Source organism: Thalassospira australica (genome assembly GCF_000763295.1).
Lineage (GTDB): Bacteria > Pseudomonadota > Alphaproteobacteria > Rhodospirillales > Thalassospiraceae > Thalassospira > Thalassospira australica.
The window spans coordinates 85,934-105,675 of sequence record NZ_JRJE01000009.1 but is presented as its reverse complement, the minus strand read 5'-3'; the positions used below and the strand labels follow the sequence as shown (position 1 = coordinate 105,675).

Here is a 19,742-nt window from a genome sequence, read left to right as displayed (position 1 = left end):
CTGGCAAAACCGCCAGCCTGCTTTTTGAATGTTGGGGGCGACTGGATTGTTGCGGTCAGCGTGCCATGGCAACAGCGATCTGCGCACCAAGGCGCGCATTGTTGCGCACCAGCGCAATGTTGGCTTCCAGGCTTTTGCCATCGGTCAGTTGGGTCACGCGTGACAACAGGAACGGGGTGACTTCGCGGCCCTGAATGCCTTTTTCCTTGGCTTCAAGCAGGGCGTCGTCAATTGCACTTTCTATGGCTTCACGCGCGAGCGCCTTGTCAGCTTCGGGCGGATTGCCGATCACAGCACCACCTTCAAGGCCAAATTCCCATTTTGATTGCAGAAACGCCGCAAGTTCAGCCGGGGTATCAAGGCGAAGCGGGGCCTTCTGACCGCTTTCGACGGAATAGAAAGCCGGGAATTCGTCGGTGCCATATGCAATGACCGGTACGCCAAGCGTTTCAAGATGTTCAAGGGTCTTCGGGATATCAAGGATTGCCTTGGCACCTGCGCATACCACGGCCACACTGGTCTTGCCCAGTTCGGTCAGGTCAGCCGAAACGTCGTAATTGCCTGCCAGATCGCGGTGAACCCCGCCAATCCCGCCGGTGGCAAAAACGCGAATGCCTGCTTTCTCGGCCAAAATCATGGTGGCTGATACGGTGGTGGCACCGTCACTTTTCTTGGCAATGCAATACGGAATGTCACGGCGCGACAGCTTCAAAATGTCCGTACCCTTGGCGAAATATTCAAGTTCCTCGGGCGACAGGCCGATTTTGCAACGGCCGCCGATGACAGCAATGGTGGCAGGAATGGCACCGTTATCACGCACGTCCTGCTCAACGGATTGCGCCGTTTCAAGGTTCTGCGGATAAGGCATGCCGTGGGAAATGATCGTTGATTCAAGGGCGACAACCGGCTTGCCTGCAGCAAGGGCCTTTGCGACTTCGGGGGCGATATCAATATAGTCCGACATTCCGATATGCTCATATCTGGTTTAAAGTTTTAAAGGCCAGAATTAAACAGATCGTCCCGGTAAATCCAGCCCAAAGACCCCACAATCATCAAGCTTTGGGAATAGCTGCCTTGCGTGTCGGCCCATCATCATTGCTTTGATCGCAAGGCACTTGTGCCAGCGACTTCATTGTAAGCATCTGATTTGCTGGGTATCTTGTGATGGTCGCCCACGATGAAAGTGCATCCTACATGCAATCCAAGCCCACCCTGACGCGCGGACTTTTGGCCTTTATGTCGGTCGGAAGCGGCCTGTCTGTCGCAAGCCTTTATTATGTTCAGCCGCTTTTGGAACTGCTTGCGCGTGAATATGGCCTAAGTGAAACCAGTGCCGGTTTTCTGGTGACCGTTGCGCAGCTTGGCTACCTGACCGGCTTGATCGCCGTTGTGCCGCTTGGTGATCATCATGAACGGCGAAAACTTTTGACCATCACATCCGCCCTGACATCGGTGGGCTTGCTGGCGATGGGATTGGCACCGTCCTTTTTGATGCTGGTGGCATTTAGCATTTCGGTCGGTATTACTTGCGTCACAGCACAAATTCTTGTGCCATTGGCAGCCCATCTTGCCCGTGATGACAAACGTGGTTCTGCCGTTGGGGCGGTTATGAGTGGCCTGTTGTTGGGCATTTTGCTGGCGCGGACGTTTTCGGGCATCATGGCCGAACTTGCCGGGTGGCGGTCGGTCTTTATTGTCGCCTCTGTGTTGATGGCGTTTTATTCGGTTGCTTGTTACCGGATTATTCCGCTCATTCCGCCGACCTCGCATACAAGCTATCGCACGCTTTATGTCTCGATCCTGCATCTGTTTCGTGACGAGGCCGTGTTGCGTCGGCGCAGCCTTATTGGCGGATTGCAATACGCAGTGTTTGGCATTTTCTGGACGTCGATGGCGTTTATGCTGGTGCGCCAGTACGACATGTCAGAAGCCGTCATTGGCCTGTATGGCCTGATCGGTGCGATTGGCATTCTGGCGGCCCGTATTGCAGGAAAGCTTGCTGACAAGGGATGGGCCAGGCTCAGTACGGGCGGGTTTCTTCTGACCACGGTTGCAAGTTGGATATTACTTTATTGGGGACAATGGTCCCTGATTGCATTTGCCTTGGGTGTCGTACTGATCGATCTTGGCATTCAGGGGGCGCATATTTCCAACCAGAGCGAGGTTTATCGCCTGAACCCAGAAGGGCGAAGCCGCCTGACCACCGGTTATATGGCCAGCTACTTCTTTGGCGGGGCTTGCGGGTCTGCCAGTTCTGCTGTTGCCTATGGCATTGGTGGTTGGTCTGCCGTGGTCATACTTGGGGTCAGTGTGTCGATCCTGTGTGTTGTGATCTGGGCGGCAACCGAATTGCGTTTGCCCGTCAGGCAGATGAAGCACGGGGCATAAAGCCAGCTTCACAATGACCAAAGCAAAACGGCCGCCCCATTGGGACGGCCGTCTGCGTAAAAGCCGCTAAGCCCTGGCTTAGTTCTTTTCTTTGTCGACGAGCTGGTTGGCAGCGATCCACGGCATCATGGCGCGCAGTTTTTCACCAACTTCTTCGATTTCGTGTTCAGCGTTCAGACGGCGGGTTGCCTTGAACATCGGCTGACCACAGTGCATTTCCTGAACGAAGTCACGCACGAACTTGCCTTCCTGAATGTCAGCAAGAACTTCTTTCATGCGTTCTTTGACCGATGCATCAACAACGCGCGGGCCGGTGACATAGTCGCCGTATTCTGCGGTGTTGGAGATTGAGTAACGCATATTGGCCATACCGCCTTCATACATCAGATCAACGATCAGCTTCACTTCGTGCAGGCACTCGAAATACGCCATTTCCGGCGCGTAGCCCGCTTCGGTCAGAGTTTCGAAGCCGTATTTGATCAGCTGGGTCAGGCCGCCACACAGAACAGCCTGTTCGCCGAACAGGTCGGTTTCGCACTCTTCACGGAAAGTGGTTTCGATAACGCCCGAACGGCCGCCACCGATTGCCGATGCATAGGACAGTGCAACTTCAAGCGCGTTGCCAGATGCGTTCTGTTCGATTGCAACCAGGCACGGAACCCCGCCGCCACGGGAATACTCGGAACGAACCGTGTGGCCCGGGCCTTTCGGTGCGATCATCATTACGTCAAGATCAGCGCGCGGCTCGATCAGGCCGAAGTGAACGTTAAGGCCATGTGCGAACAGAAGTGCAGCACCCTGTTTCAGGTTGTCGCGCAGTTCGTTGGCATAGATTGCAGCCTGATGTTCGTCCGGGGTCAGCATCATGACAACGTCTGCCCAGGCCGCAGCTTCAGCCGGGGTCATGGTTTTCAGACCGGCATTTTCCGCTTTCTTGCGCGAGCTTGAACCTTCACGAAGGCCAACAACAACTTCTTTGACGCCGGAATCATGCAGGTTAAGCGCATGGGCATGGCCCTGCGAACCGTAACCAATGATGGCAACTTTTTTGGTTTTGATCAGATTAACATCTGCATCGCGGTCGTAATAAACACGCATCTTTCGATACCTCTGGACGTTGGACCACGCTGATTGTTCAGGCGTGGCGGATGGTAATAATCATTATGGGGCAGGCCCCAATGCCTTGCCCGATGCGGATCACCGGGCAGGGCAAACTCACATCGTCAGTGTGCCGCGCGAAATTGCAGCCACACCGGTACGCGAAATTTCCGAAAGCCCCAGTGGTTCCATCAATTTGATGAAAGCATTAATCTTTTCGGGGCTGCCGATGATCTCATAAACGAAGGAATTATTGGTCGCATCGACTGCGCGTGCCTTGAAGATATCGGCAATACGCAGCGATTCCACACGTTGTTCACCCGTTGCAATCACTTTGATCAGCGCAAGCTCACGCTCGACACTTGGGCCGGAAAGGGTCAGGTCACTGACCTTGTGGACCGGGACAAGACGCGAAAGCTGTGCCTTGATCTGTTCGATCACCATCGGGGTGCCCGAGGTAACCACAGTGATTCGCGACTGGTGGGAATCGGCGTCAACCTCGGCCACGGTCAGGCTTTCAATGTTATAGCCACGACCGGAGAACAACCCGATCACGCGGGCCAGAACGCCAGACTCGTTATCCACCAGAACGGATATGGTGTGTTTCGAAATTTCGGTTTCTTTCACGGTTTCGCTCCGCTAGGGCGCGGTCGGGGGCAGTGTCTTGCCGCCCGCACCGGCCTTTTCATTATGGTTTTGATGAGTTCGTTGCGCACAGAAGTCTATGCGGATCAGACCAGAACCATCCCTTCGTCGGAATCAATGGCTTCATCGCCGTTGGTTTCCTGCCCAAGCAGCATTTCGTTATGCGGCTTGCCCGATGGGATCATCGGATAGCAGTTTTCCTTGTCATCGACAGCGACGTCCAAAATCACCGGACCATCAATTTCCAGCATTTTCTTGATGGCATCATCAAGATCGGCCGGATTGTCACAGGTCAGCCCGGTAAAGCCAAAGGCCTCGGAAAGTTTGACGAAGTCGGGCAGGGTTTCGCTATAGCTTTCGGAATAGCGTGACCCATGCAGAAGTTGCTGCCACTGGCGGACCATGCCCATGTAACGGTTATTCAGGATCACGGTTTTGATCGGCAGACGATACTGCGTCATCGTCGCGCATTCCTGAATGTTCATCATGATCGACGCATCACCGGTGAAGCACACAACCGTCGCATCAGGATGGGCAACCTGAACGCCAAGGGCGGCGGGCATGCCATATCCCATGGTCCCAAGACCACCAGACGTCATCCATTCATAGGGGTGTTCAAAACCGAAATGCTGGGCGGCCCACATCTGGTGCTGACCAACGTCAGTGGTGATATAGGTTTTGCGATCACGTGTTGCCGCATGGATCGAGCGGATAACATGCTGCGGCTTGATAACGTCTTTAGGCTGTTTGTAGGACAGACAGTGTTTGCCACGCCATCCTTCAATTTCTTTCCACCAGCTATCAAGCGCGTTGGCTTCGATTTTATACTGCTTGGCCTTCCAGACCTTGATCATGTCTTCAAGAACATGCCCGACATCGCCAATGATGCCGATATCGACCGGAACGTTTTTGTTGATCGAGCTCTGATCGATATCGATCTGGATTTTCTGCGAATTCGGCGCAAAGAAATCAAGGTTGCCAGTTACTCGGTCATCGAAACGTGCACCAATCGCGACCATAACATCGCAATCATGCATCGACATGTTCGATTCATAGGTGCCGTGCATCCCGACCATGCCAAGATACTGCTTGTCCGACGCGGGATAGGCACCAAGCCCCATCAGGGTCAGCGTGATCGGCGCACCGGTCATGCGGGTAAACTCGGTCAGAAGCTTGCAGGCCTGCGTGCCGGAATTGATGACACCGCCGCCGCAATACAGGATCGGCTTTTTCGCCGAGGCCAGCATTTCCATGGCTTCTTCGATCTGGCTGCGATCACCCTTGACCACCGGGTTATAGGTGCGGTGTTGAACCTGTGCCGGTTCCAGATAGGGGGCCTTGCCAACAAGGATGTCCTTAGGCAGGTCAATCACAACCGGGCCAGGACGGCCACTGGACGCAACATGGAAGGCTTCATGCATCGTGCGCGCAAGCTTATCGGGGTTTTTCACCAGATAGTTATGCTTGGTGCACGGGCGGGTGATGCCGGTGGTGTCAGCTTCCTGGAAGGCGTCATTGCCGATCAAATGGGTCGGCACCTGACCTGTCAGGCAGACAACTGGAATGGAATCCATCAACGCGTCGGTAAGGCCGGTAACGGCGTTCGTCGCACCCGGACCGCTGGTTACCAGCACAACGCCGACCTTTCCGGTCGAGCGGGCGTAACCTTCAGCAGCGTGGACGGCAGCCTGTTCATGGCGCACTAGAACGTGACGAATCCGGTTTTGTTTAAATATCTCGTCATATAGCGGTAGGACAGCGCCGCCGGGATAGCCGAACACGACTTCCACACCCTGATCTGCAAGGGCCTGCAACACTACTTCCGAACCGCTTAAAATACGTTCTGCCATGATTTTCGAGCCTCTTTACTTAACGACAACAACGTGTCGCGTGATAACCGCGTGATTGAAACATGATCCAATTATCCTTGAATTGGAGTTGAAAAATCCGCCGAAACGGCGGTTTTCCGCCATTTCGGCGGGTGAAGCGCCAACCTATCGCCTCACTTTGGCGTGGTCAACAGAAATTGGTTAACATCATGACGCATTTTTGCTGCCAAACTTTCCGAATATTGCGCGTCGATGATTTCCTTGTCCGACATTTGGTGTCGAAACCACGTTAATTGGCGCTTGGCATAGCGCCGTGTTTCGCGCTGGGATTTCTCTTTGGCGGTGTCCAGATCGATCTCACCGGCAAGGTGGGACGAAAGCTCTCTGACGCCTACGGCCTTCTTTACAGGGGCTGTTTGCGGAAGACGAAGGGTCAGAAGATCACGCACCTCATCAATCGCACCTTGTTCGATCATCAGATCAAAACGCCGATTGCAACGGTCATACAGAATGTCGCGCGGTGGCATGTAACACAGCTTCTTGAATTTCATATTTTCCGGCGGGGTGATCACCGGTTCCTTGTGCCAGCTTGCCAATCCGCGGCCGGTATGGGCGAAAACCTCGGCGGCGCGAATCAAACGTTGGGTGTTTGTCCCATCAAGGGTCGCTGCTGTTTCCGGATCATCATGTTTGAGTTTCTCAAAGAATACCGCGTGCCCAAGTGCGTCAAGTTCATCCGTCACGGTATCGCGAATCCGGCGGGGCACATCAGGGATCGGGGCGATCCCCTGTGTCAGGGCATTAAGATACATACCCGTTCCACCGGTAATGATCGGCAACTTGCCGTTTGCATGGCAGTCGGCGATCTCGGCCATCGCCATTTCCCGCCATTTCCCGGCAGAGCACGCCTCGCGCCCAGACAGCACCCCATAAAGGCGGTGCGGCGCGCGCGATGTTTCGCTGTCATCAGGCCGGGCGCTCAGGACGCGCAGTTCCTTGTAAACCTGCATGCTATCGGCATTGATCACCACCCCGTCAAAGGCATCCGCCAGATCAAGGGCCAATGCCGATTTGCCGCTGGCGGTGGGACCTGCGACGATCAGGATGGGGAGGTGATCGTGTTCGAAAGGTGCGGACATGTTAAGAATACAACTCTGATTTGTCGGATTGCCAAGGGTTAAGCAGCTTGGCGCCTGTTAGATCAAAATCCGCAAGGTTCCTAGTAACAACTGTCATGCCATGAACCAAGGCCGTCGCTGCTATCAATGCATCTCGTTCTGATTTTGGATCGGGAACATGCAGTTGTGCGCAACGTCTCGCGACCGCCTCTTCAATCGGCAGGATTCTGTTTTCAAAGGCTTTGAGGACATGGCCTTCGAACCAGTTGCGCAATATTGTTGCTTGATTGGCATCGTGGCGTTCGATTTTCAGAATGCCGGTTTCTATTTCAAGGACTGTAATGACCGAGATATAAAGGCTGGAAGCGTCAACGGACTTGGCCCATTGCACAACGTTTTCACTCGCCTTGCCTTGTCCGGCCCGACGCAGTTCGGAGATAACGTTTGTATCAAGAATGAACATTAATGAACATTACGACAGATCAGCCGGTTTCATGCTGATCCGGGCTGGTTGTGGTTCAAACTCAATATCGTTTGTACCGGGCATTGCAAGCAGTTCAACGATTGAGGGCAGGGAACCCGTCAAGCGTTGGTAATCTTCAATCGACAACAATACATGCGAAGGCTTGCCGCGATCGGTAATAACAACCGGACCTGTCTTTGATGCCTTTTTGGCACCGCTGGTATCTTGGTTAAAGTCGCGGCTTGAAATTGTCGTGATTCCCATGGCTCACCTCACAAACATTGTAGCAACAATACTACATTTTATCGTGCTGCGGATCAACAAAATCGACAGAAACAACAAACGCACTTGCCACAGTCCGGTGCAATTCGGATAAAGGCGACACATATGTTTTAAGCCCATCCGTCAAGGAGCCCGCTGACCATGAAATTGGTTCTCACCCTGATTGCTGCCCCGAATTCAAATGCGCTCACCAAGGCGGTGATTGACCAAGCTGCCATTGCGCTGACCGGGGCGGGAGCGCTGGTCGGGGATGTGGTCTGGCTTGCCGATGGCGAAGCATGCGATCTGGGTTTTGATGGTATCCCGCTTGATGTGGCCGATACGACCCTGGCAGAGGCAGAGCTTCCGGTAGATGCGGTCACCCAAAAGAGCGCAACGCGCCGCAAAAAGCTTCTGATTGCAGATATGGACAGCACCATCGTCACTGGCGAAACTTTGGACGAACTGGCCGAGTTCGCAGGAGTTAAGGAACGGGTGGCGGCGATCACCGCACGCGCGATGAATGGCGAGCTTGATTTCGAAGCGGCCCTTGACGAGCGTGTCGGGCTTCTTCAAGGCATGTCGAGCGAGATGCTCAAGGAAGCTTGGAAGACTGTCGAATATACCGGCGGCGCGCGCGAACTGGTTGCGACGATGAAGGCCAATGGTGCATTTGCGGCCCTGGTATCGGGCGGGTTTGATTTCTTTACCGGGGCGGTGCGGGCCGAGCTTGGCTTTGATTATGATCAGGCCAATGTTTTGATTGAGGATGGCGGAAAACTGACTGGTAAGGTGCAAAAACCTGTTCTTGATCGTCAGGCCAAGGTCGACGCGCTTGAAACTCTCTCAGACAAGCAGGGGATCACGGTTGGGGATGCGATTGCGGTTGGTGATGGTGCCAATGATCTTCAGATGATCTCGCTTGCAGGGACGGGGGTGGCGTTTCACGCCAAACCTTCGGTGCAGGAACAGGCCCGTATTTGCATCAATCACGGTGATCTGACAGCACTTTTGTATCTGCAGGGCTATGCGAAGGCAGACTTCGTTTCCTGATTATATATTGCGTCACCCAAAAAGGGCGGCCAGCCAAAGAAAGCCCTTTACCGAGTATGTTGATGGTCACGGCAAGGATAAGGTCGCGATCCTTAACGGAGTGGTCGTCCGCTTGCTGCCCAAACTAGCAACCGTTGAACCATCGAATTTGCCCAGCTGAAAACCTAAAGCGGCACTTGCAAGCCTGCTTTTACGCGATTCACCACGACATTTGAGTGAAACCTTCGGATGTTGGGGTTGTCAGTAAATACCTGTCGGCTGAATTCTTCATATGCGGCCATATCCGCGGACGTGACAATCAAAATGAAGTCCGTGTGGCCTGTTACGTAGTAACATTGTTGAACGTCATTCAACGCAAGCATGGAACGGCGAAATTCATCCAGCAGGTCGGTTCGTTCGCGTTCCAGTTCGACTTCAACGATAAAAGTCATGGGGCGTCCGACGGCCTTTGCAGACAGGACGGATATATCCGCTTCGATGATGCCCTCATCCCTGAATCGTTTCATGCGCCTTTGAACCGACGAGCGTGACGTTCCGACATGATCTCCCAATTCGTCTGCCGTCAGACGATTGTTTCGCTGAACCATTTCCAGAATCTTCTTGTCAGTGTCATCCAGCATTATTGGCACTTTGTTCGTCCACCTTTTAGATGTTGCATCATCCTGCTCGGTAATTCCTGCACTATAAGGCAAAATGCTCAGGAGAGACTGGTAATTTCAAGCATGCAATACGAACCCTCTTGTCGAAAGTCCGGTCATGCACAAATTGCCCAAGCTAAGCTCCCGCCATATTGATCATCGTAACTACCCACCCGGTGTTGCCTATATGGACGGGCAATATTTGCCAATCCGGGAGGCGAAGCTTTCTGTTCTGGACTATGGGTTTCTTCATTCAGATGCGACCTATGATGTTGTCCATGTGTGGAAAGGCGCCTTTTTCAGATTGGGGGATCATCTGGAACGCTTCTTTCGGGGGATGACGGAACTGCATATGTCCATTCCATACGACAAGGCAGAAGTGGCAGATGTCCTGCACAATTGCGTGGCTTTGTCCGGGCTCGAGAACGCTTATGTGGAATTCATCTGTACCAGGGGCACATCTTCTGACTTCAGTCGGGATCCCAGGGATGCAGAAAACCGTTTTGTTGCGTTCGCCATTCCATTCGGCTCTGTCGCCAACAAGGAACAGATGGAACGTGGATTGCACATTGCTGTGACGGATGTTCTGCGCATCCCGCCATCTTCTGTCGACCCGACTGTCAAGAACTACCATTGGCTCGATATGGTGAAGGCCCTTTATGCGGCCTATGAACGAGGGGCGGACACTGCAGTGCTGCTTGATGCCAGCGGAAATGTAGCTGAAGGACCCGGATTCAATATATTTGCAGTTAAGGACGGAGTTGTTTCGACACCCGATCAGGGCGTCCTGTTGGGAATTACACGTCAGACCATCTTTGATCTCTGCGCAGAAATGGGCATCCAATGCCGTGCTCAGGATATCGCGGTTGAAGATCTTAAGTCGGCAGACGAGGTCTTTGTGACATCAACGGCCGGGGGCGTCATGCCTGTATCCAGAATCGACGAACAGCCCCTTGGGGCGGGAGAAGTAGGCCTGCTTACAAAGCGAATGATGGCGCTCTATTGGCAGATCCACGAGGACGACAAATATCGCGACGCTATCAGCTACTCGGATTCGACCGAGTTGTAAGGCGTCGCAGTGATAAAGAAAGATCGCAAGTTAGATGACCTCTCTGTCCGCCAGTCGGATATGAACAAAGAAAATGCCCCCGCAGTTTTTGCGAGGGCATTCTTTTGTTCAAGGCAATGGTCCAAAAGGACCCGTCCTAGCGGTTCAACGCATTCGGAAAAGGGCGACCTGCTTTCGCAGATCGCCCTTTTTTATTGTGTTAAACCCGACGGCTTATTCGTCGTCTGCCAGGGTCAGGCCAAAGTAACGCGGGCCAGCAGATGTTTCGATCAACATCAGGATGGTGCGTTTGTCGTCATCAAGGGCTGCTTTAACCGCATTGGTGACATCTTCGACATTCTCGACAGAGCTGTGCGATGCCTCAATGATGATGTCGCCGGGACGAACACCTTTTTCTGCAGCATAGCTTTCACCGGAAACCTCGGTCACGATGACACCTTCGCTTCCCTCGGCAAGGTTGTATCGCTGACGCAGGCTGTCATCGACATTGGCAACCTTGATGCCAAGTTCGGGAATGCTGGCTTCGGCGACTTCGGGTGCGGGCTCCTCGTCGGATGCAGGGGCACTTGCGGCGACGACTTCTTCTTCAAGTTCGCCAAGCTCGACCTGAACGGTTTGCTTTTCGCCATCACGCCAGATCACAACATCGACATCCTTGCCGATTTTGGTTTCTGCAACGATGCGCGGCAGGCGGCGCATGCTTTCAACTTCCTTGCCATCAAAGGTCAGGATGACGTCACCCTGCTTGATGCCTGCTTCCTTGGCCGGGCTTTCGTCGGATACACCGGCAACCATGGCACCCGTTGCATCATCAAGTCCGACCGAGTCTGCAATGTCTTCGGTGACTGTCTGGATGTGAACGCCAAGCCAGCCACGACGGGTCCGGCCATATTCCTTAAGCTGGTCGACCACGCTTTGCGCGATGCCCGATGGAATGGCAAAGCCGATGCCAACCGACCCGCCAGACGGGGAATAGATTGCACTGTTAATGCCGATCACGTCGCCTTCAAGGTTAAACAGCGGACCACCCGAATTACCCCGGTTGATCGATGCATCGGTCTGAATGAAATCATCATACGGACCCTGATTGATGTCGCGATTACGCGCAGAAACAATACCGGCTGTTACTGTGCCACCAAGACCGAACGGGTTGCCGATCGCCATGGCCCAGTCGCCAATGCGCGCACTGTCCGAATCACCCCATTTAACGAATGGAAGGTCTTCTTCCGGCTCGACCTTAAGCAGGGCAACATCGGTTTTCGGGTCACGACCGATCAGCTCGGCGTCAAGCGTGTCGCCATCATGCAGGCGCACGGTAATTTCATCGGCACCGTCGATCACGTGATTGTTGGTAACGATGTACCCATCGGCCGAGATGATGAACCCTGAACCAAGCGCCGTTGCACGGCGTCGTTGCGGGGCCTGTCCGCCTTGGCCGCCCTGACCGTTGCGGTCCATGAAATCACGGAAAAGATCTTCAAACGGGGAACCGGGAGGAAACTGGAAGTCAGGTCCCTGACGTTCAGCAACCATTTGACTGGTAGAGATATTGACAACACTGGGCAGAAGTCGTTCTGCGAGATCTGCGAAACTGTCAGGAGCGGGGCGGGCATTCGCGGTATGCGAAACACTGGTCACGCCAAGGAGAACAATCACCAGTGCTGCGCTAAATGACGTCCGCACCGGGTTGTATAATGCTTGTAGCATGTGTTTGATCCTGTTCGTTGCCGCGTTCACGGTATTTGTAATTTTGTATAGGTTCTGACCCTAAGCAGCGCGCGATGGGATTTAAGTATTTTACCCGTCGCTTAAGTAACCAAGTTAAGCCGGACTTTGGCAGAATTTGGGCAAGCCTTGGGAAAAAGAAGGGTTTCTTGGCGTCATGCCATGGCCAATGGCCCAAAGTGCTGCTGTTTCCCGGTCCTAAAGCATGATGCAGATTAAATGCAACATGCTTTAAAGCCAGACCCGTACCGCCCAGATTCCGCCAATTGCAATGACAGCGGCAATCAATCCGCCTGCACGCAATTGCGATTCAGGAATTTCCTGCACCATCTCCATCACCCGTTTAAGGCCGCCGGGGAACAGCGTGTAAAGCATGCCTTCCAACGCGATGGCCAGAAGTATGGCTGTTGCGAGTTCCTTTATGAGCATGGACGGTTCCGGCGGTTTTAAAAGCCTGTCTTACGCAGCACGCTGACAGGACATCATTAAAGATACAAAAAGGGCGACCGCCCTAATATGACGGTCGCCCTTATGTTTTGTCTAGCGGCTTGTCGCTGGACCAGACTTATTAAAGTACTGGAAAAACTCGCTATCTGGTGAAAGCACCATGGTTGAGCCGTTATCAAGCGCAATCTTGTAGGCTTCGAGAGAACGATAGAATTCGAAGAATTCCGCGTCCTTGCCATACGCTTTACCCAAGATAACGTTTCGCTGTCCGTCACCTTCACCACGCAGAACTTCTGCCTGACGGTTGGCTTCGGCGATGATGCCGATCCGTTCGCGATCTGCTTCTGCCTGGATTTTCGCCTTGAGCTCTTCACCCTCTGCGCGAAGCTGTGCGGCTTCGGCAATACGTGAAGAACGCATACGATTATACACCGCCTGCGAAGTTTCCTGCGGAAGGTCGGTACGACCGATACGAACATCAATCAACTCGACACCGAATTCCTCTGCCGGTTTCTCCAGCGTTGTCTGGATTTTTTCCATGATCTGGGCACGGTTGTCCGAAAGCAGGGTCACAAGCGGGGCCTGTGCCAACTCGCCACGGATGACCGAGTTCAGACGCTGACCAAACAGCTGCACGAAGTTGGCAGAGTTGGTTGCACGCTGACGGAAGATCAACGGATCGATGATTTTCCAACGTGCAAAGCTGTCAACATTGACACGCTTCTGGTCAGACAGAAGAACCTGCTGAACCGGCGGATCAAGTTCGAGAATACGACGCTCGTAATATTCCACGTTCTGAATCGGCAGTTTGAAATGCAGACCCGGTTCGGAAACGGCATGCACCGGATTACCGAACTGAAGAACTAGTGCCTGCTGGTCCTGACGGACCGTAAAGACACACATGGAACCAACGACAGCGGCGATAACAAGGACGACGCCAGCGGCAATAATTTTAGGACTTGCCATTAGTTGTTGCCTCCTGCATTCGCACGTTTCTGAACTTCCGGAAGCGGAAGATACGGAACAACGCCACTCCCCTTAGCACCCTGTTCCATGATGATCTTGTCAGACTTGCTCAGGATTTCCTGCATGGTTTCAAGATAAAGACGACGGGTCGTCACATCCTGAGCCGTGAGGAAGGAGTCGTAGATCGAGTTGAAGCGTTCTGCTTCACCCTCTGCTTCCTTGGTGACACGATCCTTGTACGCACGGGCCTGAAGAACCTGACGTTCTGCTTCACCCTTTGCACGCGGGATAATGTCGTTACGATAGGCCAATGCCTCGTTCTGGGAACGATCACGGTCCTGACGGGCACGCTGAACGTCGTTGAATGCATCAATAACGTCACGCGGCGGGTCCACTTTCTGCATTTTCACCTCTGCGATGAAAATACCGGACTCATATCCGTCCATGATGGTCTGCAGCAGGGTACGGGTCTGTTCTTCAACCCGGACACGGCCAACCGTCAGTGCTTCTTCAAGGTCGGTTTTACCGATAACCTCGCGGATCGCACTTTCCGATGCCAGCTTGATGGTGTTTTCAGGGTCACGCACGTTGAACAGGTAGGAACCTGCATCGCTGATACGCCACTGAACAACAAAGTCGATATCAATGATGTTCTGGTCACCGGTCAGCATCAGGCTTTCTTCCGGCACATCACGCGACCCGTTGGAGGTCACCGTGCCAGCCCCGCGGTAGCCAACCTCGATCTGGTTAGTCCGTTCCACGTTCGGCTTGATCACTTCGCCAATCGGTGCGGGAAGGAAGTAGTTCAGACCCGGGCCCGTCGTACCAACCCATTTGCCAAACAGAAGTGTTACACCCTGTTCGCCCGGCTGGACACGATAGAAGCCGGTCAAAAGCCACAACCCGAGAACGGCGATACCGATCAGGACAAAGCCCTTGTATCCGCCTCCACCGGGGAACAGCCGTTTCAGGCGTTCCTGGCCTTTACGAATCATTTCATCAAAATCCGGGGGCGTGTTTCCGCCGCCACCGCCACCACCCGAAGGACGTTGTCCCCACGGGTTCTGACCGCCGCCGTTGTTTCCGCCGCCGCCCCAGGGGCCGCCGCCCCCTTGATTATTCCATGGCATCGAGTTTCTTCCTCTTCTTGCCGTTCGGTGTTTATCTTTAGTTTGCCGAGCTTGGGGATTTTACCCCCATGCATGCTCCGTCCAACGAGATCCAGTGTGTTGATATAACCTGATTGTGTTGAACCAATCAGACTTTCCACACCAATAACACATCTGGTCATTGATACGCTAAGTGTGGCAGCGACAGATTGCAGGTCAAAGCAAACAGATTAAATCTTGTTGGACGGAGCATGCCCTTAGGCCTTATATGACAGCTTGCCTTGCAAAACAATGATACGCGCCTGCAAGTTCTGTGTGATCACGGACTTAAGCCAAAAATTGGAGACCGCAATATGACTTCGCTCAACCGTGAACAGATTACTGCCGCACTTGATGCTGTAATCGACCCGGTAGACGGCCAATCAATCACAACCAAGGGCATGGTGCAAGGTATTGATATTCATGATGAAACCGTCAATGTCATGATCGCAGTCGATCCGGAGCGCGGACCGGCACTCGAAGATTTGCGCCAGGCTGCTGAAAAGGCTGTGGCATCTGTGAACGGGGTCACAACGGCCCGCGTCGCGCTGACGGCAGAACGCGCAAAAGGTGCCAAAGGTCCGAGTCAGCAATCGGCACCACAAACCCCGCCACGCCAACCCGCTCAGCCGGGGCAACGCCCGCAAGGGGCTGGGCAAAAGCCGCTTGAGCTTCCAACTGTACGCAGCATCGTCACGGTCGCATCCGGCAAGGGCGGGGTCGGTAAATCGACCACGTCGGTCAACCTTGCGCTTTCGCTGGTGGCCCAGGGGCTTAAGGTTGGTTTGCTTGATGCTGATATTTATGGCCCGAGTCTGCCGCGCATGATGGGGCTTCGCGGGGCGAAGCCGACCCCGTCATCTGAAAATCAGGGTAAAATGATCCCGCCATCAGCCTTTGGCATGCGCATCATGTCGATTGGCTTCATGGTCGATGAAGAACAGCCCGTTATCTGGCGTGGGCCGATGGCAATGGGCGCGCTTGAACAGCTTTTGCGCGATACCGATTGGGGGGATATCGATGTGCTGGTGGTGGATATGCCACCGGGCACAGGTGACATTCAGCTTTCCATGGCCCAACGCGTGCCGGTCACGGGGGCGGTGATCGTTTCCACCCCGCAGGACATTGCCCTACTTGATGCCAAAAAGGGTCTGAACATGTTCCGCAAGGTCAATGTACCAGTCTTTGGCCTGATCGAAAACATGTCCTATTACAAGTGCCCGGAATGCGGACATGTCGATCACGTCTTTGATCACGGTGGCGCGCGTAAGGCCGCTGATGAGCTTGGCGTGGCGTTCCTTGGCGAAATCCCGCTGGATCTGAAAATTCGTCTGGGTGCCGATGAAGGCAAACCAATCGTCAATACTGACCCGGACGGCGAACACAGCAAAGCCTATGGCGCAATTGCCGAAAAGATCGCTGCTGCTGTTGACGAACGTGTCGGCCCGGCCGAAGCGCCCAAGAAGAAGGGCTTGTTCCCGAAGATCAATTTTAAGTAATTGATGTGCTGATTGGAAAAACAAAACCCCGCCAGTTTGCTCTGGCGGGGTTTTCTGTTGGTTTTGTCGACTGCTTACTGAAGTGCTTCGGCCATATAGGACGGCATCCAGCCTTCACTCAGCTCGCGCAGCTCGGAAAGGGTCACTTTGGCATCGCCATCAATGCTGAGCGCATCGCCACCGGCTTGGCCGATGATGACGGCGGCAACATTCGCGCTGCTTGCGGCATTGAGAACCTTGTCCGGGTCGCGGGTTGCGATCACGTAGCGGCCCTGATCTTCGCCAAACAGCCATGCGATTTCGCTGCCTTTTTCCGGCAGGAACACGTCTGCGCCGATATTGCCCGCAAGGCACATCTCGGCAACCGTCACCAAAAGGCCACCATCGGCAATGTCGTGGCAGGTCCTTACCAGACCAAGCTCGATCAGCTCAAGTATCAGCGTGCCGGCACGTTTTTCGGCATTCAGGTCAACCGGTGGCGGGGCACCTTCTTCGCGACCTTCAAGGGTCTTGAGGTAAAGTGACTGGCCCAGTTCACCGGTAGCTGCACCGATCATGATCAAGGCGCTGTCATCGCGCTTAAGCCCGATGGTCGCATGATGAGAAAGATCGGAAATCAACCCAACGCCACCAATTGCCGGGGTTGGCATGATGCCGACGCCATTGGTTTCGTTGTAAAGTGACACGTTACCCGACACGACCGGGAATTCCAGCGCGATGCAGGCTTCGCCAATGCCCTGACAGGCACCAACGAACTGACCCATGATGCGCGGGCGTTCCGGGTTGCCAAAGTTCATATTGTCGGTGATGGCAAGCGGCTTGGCACCGGTTGCAACCAGGTTACGATAGGCTTCGGCAACGGCCTGTTTGCCGCCTTCAACCGGATCGGCCATGACATAGCGCGGGGTACAATCAGCGGTGGCTGCAAGGCCCTTGTTCGTGCCTTCGACACGCACAACACCGGCATCCCCCCCCGGACGGACAATGGTATTGCCCATCACCAGATGGTCATACTGTTCCCAGATCCAGCGACGCGATGCCAGATCAGGCGACGCGATCAGGGTTTTGAGCGCATCAATATGGCTTGCTTTGCCCGAAAGGCTTGCCGGATCAATGCGATCCTGTTTCGGGGTCGGTTCCCATGGGCGGTCATATTCGGGCGATGCTTCGGCCAGCGGATCAATCGGCAGATCACCCGCAGTTTCACCATGCCATTTCAGAACCATGCGCTTGGTGTCGGTCAGGGTGCCGATGACGGCAAAGTCGAGTTCCCATTTGTCAAAGATCGCCTTGGCGGCATCTTCGCAACCGGGTTTCAGAACCATCAGCATGCGTTCCTGCGACTCTGAAAGCATCAGCTCATAGGGCGTCATGCCTTCTTCGCGCATCGGGACTTTATCAAGCCAAAGTTCAACACCAACGCCGCCTTTGGATGCCATTTCAAATGACGAGGACGTCAGGCCAGCTGCGCCCATATCCTGAATGGCAACGATCATGTCGGTCGCCATCAGTTCAAGGCAGGCTTCGAGCAGAAGCTTTTCGGTGAACGGATCACCGACCTGAACGGTAGGACGCTTTTCATCGCTGTCATCATCAAACTCGGCCGATGCCATGGTGGCACCATGGATACCGTCACGGCCGGTTTTCGACCCGACATAAACAACCGGATTCCCGATACCAGCCGCCGCCGAATAGAAGATGTTGTCGGCATTTGCCAGACCCACGGTCATCGCATTGACAAGGATGTTACCATTGTAGGACGCGTGGAAATCGGTTTCACCGCCGATGGTCGGAACGCCCATGCAGTTGCCATAGCCGCCGATGCCTTCGACAACACCGCTCAGCAGATGGCGGGTTTTCGGGTGGTCCGGCTCGCCAAAGCGAAGCGCATTAAGGTTGGCAACAGGACGTGCGCCCATGGTGAAGACATCACGCATGATGCCGCCAACACCGGTTGCGGCCCCCTGATAGGGTTCGATAAAGGACGGGTGGTTGTGGCTTTCCATCTTGAAGACGGCGGCCAGACCATCGCCGATGTCAATGACACCGGCGTTTTCGCCCGGACCCTGAATGACCCAGTCTGCCTTGGTCGGAAGCGTTTTGAGCCATTTCTTCGAGGACTTGTAGGAGCAATGCTCAGACCACATGACCGAAAAAATGCCAAGCTCGTTGATGTTGGGTTCACGGCCCATGATTTCGAGAACAAGCTTGTACTCTTCCTCATTAAGCCCATGTTCCTTGACCAGTTCCGGCGTGATCGGGGTGCTGTTGAAATCGTTGGCGCTCACGATGCTGCCTCCACCAAGCTTTTGAACAGATTGCGGCCATCGGTGCCACCATGCAGCGGATCAATCGCATTTTCCGGATGGGGCATCATGCCAAGAACATTGCCCGCCTCGTTGATGATGCCGGCAATGTTGCGTTGTGAACCATTCAGATTGGTCGCCGGATCGATGGTGCCATCCGCATCGCAATAGCGCAGAACAACGCGACCTTCGCCTTCAAGGCGGTCAAGCGTATCGCTGTCCGCGAAATAGTTGCCATCGTGATGGGCAACCGGATAATCGACAACGTCACCTGCCTTGTACTGGTTGGTAAAGCGGGTGTCGGTGTTTTCGATTTTCAGGTGTGTGTTCTTGCAGATGAATTTCAGGCTGGCATTGCGCATCAGCGCACCGGGCAGCAGGCCTGCTTCTGTCAGGATCTGGAAACCATTGCACACACCAAGGATGGTCACACCCGCCTTGGCGCGTTCAGCAACGGCGCGCATGATCGGCGATTTGGCAGCCATGGCGCCACAACGCAGATAGTCGCCATAGGAAAAGCCGCCCGGGACCATAATGATGTCGGTCTTTGGCAACTCGGTTTCGCCATGCCAGACCACAGTCGGTTCGGTGCCGGTGGCCTGTTTGAGGGCTGCGATGGCGTCATTCTCCCGGTTGATCCCGGGAAAGAGGATGACAGCGGATTTCATGAAATACCGTCTCTCGATTAATGTCCGTTACTTGATCCCGATAGACAAAAGCCCTGCCTTGGCATGGGCCGTCCGGGCGATTAGGCCAGCTCGATGCTGTAGTCTTCGATCACGGTATTGGCGAGAAGCTTCTCGCACATTTCCTTGACTTCGGCTTCGGCCTTGGCGGCATCGGTGCCATCAAGTTCGAGTTCGATGAATTTGCCCTGACGGACGTCATTGACGCCATCAAAACCCAGGCCCTGAAGGGCGTGGTGAACGGCTTTGCCCTGTGGGTCAAGAACACCGTTCTTCAGGGTGACATGAACACGTGCTTTCACGAGAAGCTCCTTTAAGTTCGCATGCGCGGGTCTCGCGCGGGGTTCTGTTTGCAAACAAAACGCTGTCCGATGAAATTTCCCATCGACCAGCTATAAGAAAA

The 19,742-nt window shown here is 54.2% G+C and carries 19 protein-coding genes; 4 read left to right on the top strand and 15 right to left on the bottom strand.

Going from position 1 to position 19,742, the window contains the following annotated elements:
- Positions 1 to 55: 55 nt before the first annotated feature.
- Positions 56 to 964, bottom strand: coding sequence for a pseudouridine-5'-phosphate glycosidase (locus JF44_RS0108025; protein ID WP_033068457.1), 909 nt, complete (start codon positions 962 to 964; stop codon positions 56 to 58).
- 200 nt (positions 965 to 1,164) lie between these two features.
- Here JF44_RS0108025 and JF44_RS0108020 point away from each other — a divergent pair, with 200 nt between their 5' ends.
- Positions 1,165 to 2,388, top strand: a complete 1,224-nt coding sequence (locus JF44_RS0108020; protein ID WP_202901490.1) for an MFS transporter — start codon at positions 1,165 to 1,167, stop codon at positions 2,386 to 2,388.
- Between the two features lie 78 nt (positions 2,389 to 2,466).
- Here JF44_RS0108020 and ilvC read toward each other — a convergent pair whose 3' ends face one another.
- The 6 genes from ilvC to JF44_RS0107990 form a co-directional block, all read right to left on the bottom strand.
- Positions 2,467 to 3,486 carry a ketol-acid reductoisomerase gene (gene ilvC / locus JF44_RS0108015; RefSeq protein ID WP_033068456.1) on the bottom strand — a complete coding sequence of 340 codons (1,020 nt, stop codon included), beginning with the start codon at positions 3,484 to 3,486 and terminating at the stop codon, positions 2,467 to 2,469.
- Positions 3,487 to 3,603: 117 nt separating this feature from the next.
- Complete coding sequence (gene ilvN, locus JF44_RS0108010; protein ID WP_033068455.1) at positions 3,604 to 4,113, bottom strand: acetolactate synthase small subunit; 510 nt, start codon at positions 4,111 to 4,113, stop codon at positions 3,604 to 3,606.
- 104 nt (positions 4,114 to 4,217) lie between these two features.
- Positions 4,218 to 5,981 carry an acetolactate synthase 3 large subunit gene (locus JF44_RS0108005; protein ID WP_033068454.1) on the bottom strand — a complete coding sequence of 588 codons (1,764 nt, stop codon included), beginning with the start codon at positions 5,979 to 5,981 and terminating at the stop codon, positions 4,218 to 4,220.
- A gap of 152 nt (positions 5,982 to 6,133) precedes the next feature.
- On the bottom strand, positions 6,134 to 7,099 hold the full coding sequence (gene miaA, locus JF44_RS0108000; RefSeq protein ID WP_033068453.1) for a tRNA (adenosine(37)-N6)-dimethylallyltransferase MiaA: 966 nt from the start codon (positions 7,097 to 7,099) through the stop codon (positions 6,134 to 6,136).
- Position 7,100: 1 nt separating this feature from the next.
- Positions 7,101 to 7,541, bottom strand: coding sequence for a type II toxin-antitoxin system VapC family toxin (locus tag JF44_RS0107995; protein ID WP_033068452.1), 441 nt, complete (start codon positions 7,539 to 7,541; stop codon positions 7,101 to 7,103).
- A 9-nt stretch (positions 7,542 to 7,550) separates the two neighbouring features.
- On the bottom strand, positions 7,551 to 7,805 hold the full coding sequence (locus tag JF44_RS0107990) for a type II toxin-antitoxin system Phd/YefM family antitoxin (protein WP_033068451.1): 255 nt from the start codon (positions 7,803 to 7,805) through the stop codon (positions 7,551 to 7,553).
- A 159-nt stretch (positions 7,806 to 7,964) separates the two neighbouring features.
- On the opposite strand from JF44_RS0107990, the gene serB reads away from it, so the two are divergent.
- The gene (gene serB, locus JF44_RS0107985) at positions 7,965 to 8,855 is read left to right on the top strand and encodes a phosphoserine phosphatase SerB (protein ID WP_033068450.1); all 891 of its coding nucleotides are present in this window, start codon (positions 7,965 to 7,967) and stop codon (positions 8,853 to 8,855) included.
- Positions 8,856 to 9,019: 164 nt separating this feature from the next.
- Here serB and JF44_RS0107980 read toward each other — a convergent pair whose 3' ends face one another.
- Positions 9,020 to 9,475: an Lrp/AsnC family transcriptional regulator gene (locus tag JF44_RS0107980; RefSeq protein ID WP_033068449.1), complete on the bottom strand. Its 456-nt coding sequence runs from the start codon at positions 9,473 to 9,475 to the stop codon at positions 9,020 to 9,022.
- Between the two features lie 136 nt (positions 9,476 to 9,611).
- Between JF44_RS0107980 and JF44_RS0107975 the strand changes: the two genes are divergently transcribed.
- The gene (locus JF44_RS0107975; RefSeq protein ID WP_033068448.1) at positions 9,612 to 10,562 is read left to right on the top strand and encodes an aminotransferase class IV; all 951 of its coding nucleotides are present in this window, start codon (positions 9,612 to 9,614) and stop codon (positions 10,560 to 10,562) included.
- 213 nt (positions 10,563 to 10,775) lie between these two features.
- On the opposite strand, the gene JF44_RS0107970 is transcribed toward JF44_RS0107975, so the two are convergent.
- From JF44_RS0107970 to hflK, 4 genes are all read right to left on the bottom strand, one after another.
- Positions 10,776 to 12,269 carry a DegQ family serine endoprotease gene (locus tag JF44_RS0107970; protein ID WP_033068447.1) on the bottom strand — a complete coding sequence of 498 codons (1,494 nt, stop codon included), beginning with the start codon at positions 12,267 to 12,269 and terminating at the stop codon, positions 10,776 to 10,778.
- A 249-nt stretch (positions 12,270 to 12,518) separates the two neighbouring features.
- Entirely contained in the window at positions 12,519 to 12,716 is a 198-nt protein-coding gene (locus JF44_RS0107965; RefSeq protein ID WP_238318399.1) for a DUF2065 domain-containing protein, read from the bottom strand.
- Positions 12,717 to 12,827: 111 nt separating this feature from the next.
- Complete coding sequence (gene hflC / locus JF44_RS0107960; RefSeq protein WP_033068446.1) at positions 12,828 to 13,700, bottom strand: protease modulator HflC; 873 nt, start codon at positions 13,698 to 13,700, stop codon at positions 12,828 to 12,830.
- The gene (hflK, locus tag JF44_RS0107955) at positions 13,700 to 14,830 is read right to left on the bottom strand and encodes an FtsH protease activity modulator HflK (RefSeq protein WP_033068445.1); all 1,131 of its coding nucleotides are present in this window, start codon (positions 14,828 to 14,830) and stop codon (positions 13,700 to 13,702) included. The genes hflC and hflK overlap by 1 nt, the downstream gene beginning before the upstream one ends.
- 332 nt (positions 14,831 to 15,162) lie before the next feature.
- Here hflK and JF44_RS0107950 point away from each other — a divergent pair, with 332 nt between their 5' ends.
- Positions 15,163 to 16,347 (top strand): Mrp/NBP35 family ATP-binding protein, encoded by a 1,185-nt coding sequence (locus JF44_RS0107950; RefSeq protein ID WP_033068444.1) that lies wholly within the window; start codon positions 15,163 to 15,165, stop codon positions 16,345 to 16,347.
- 74 nt (positions 16,348 to 16,421) lie between these two features.
- Here the strand turns inward: JF44_RS0107950 and purL are convergent, their stop codons facing one another.
- From purL to purS, 3 genes are all read right to left on the bottom strand, one after another.
- Positions 16,422 to 18,635 (bottom strand): phosphoribosylformylglycinamidine synthase subunit PurL, encoded by a 2,214-nt coding sequence (gene purL / locus JF44_RS0107945; RefSeq protein ID WP_033068443.1) that lies wholly within the window; start codon positions 18,633 to 18,635, stop codon positions 16,422 to 16,424.
- On the bottom strand, positions 18,632 to 19,321 hold the full coding sequence (purQ, locus tag JF44_RS0107940) for a phosphoribosylformylglycinamidine synthase subunit PurQ (RefSeq protein ID WP_033068442.1): 690 nt from the start codon (positions 19,319 to 19,321) through the stop codon (positions 18,632 to 18,634). Before purQ ends, purL begins: the two co-directional genes overlap by 4 nt.
- 80 nt (positions 19,322 to 19,401) lie before the next feature.
- Positions 19,402 to 19,641 (bottom strand): phosphoribosylformylglycinamidine synthase subunit PurS, encoded by a 240-nt coding sequence (gene purS / locus JF44_RS0107935; RefSeq protein ID WP_008891731.1) that lies wholly within the window; start codon positions 19,639 to 19,641, stop codon positions 19,402 to 19,404.
- Positions 19,642 to 19,742: the final 101 nt, after the last annotated feature.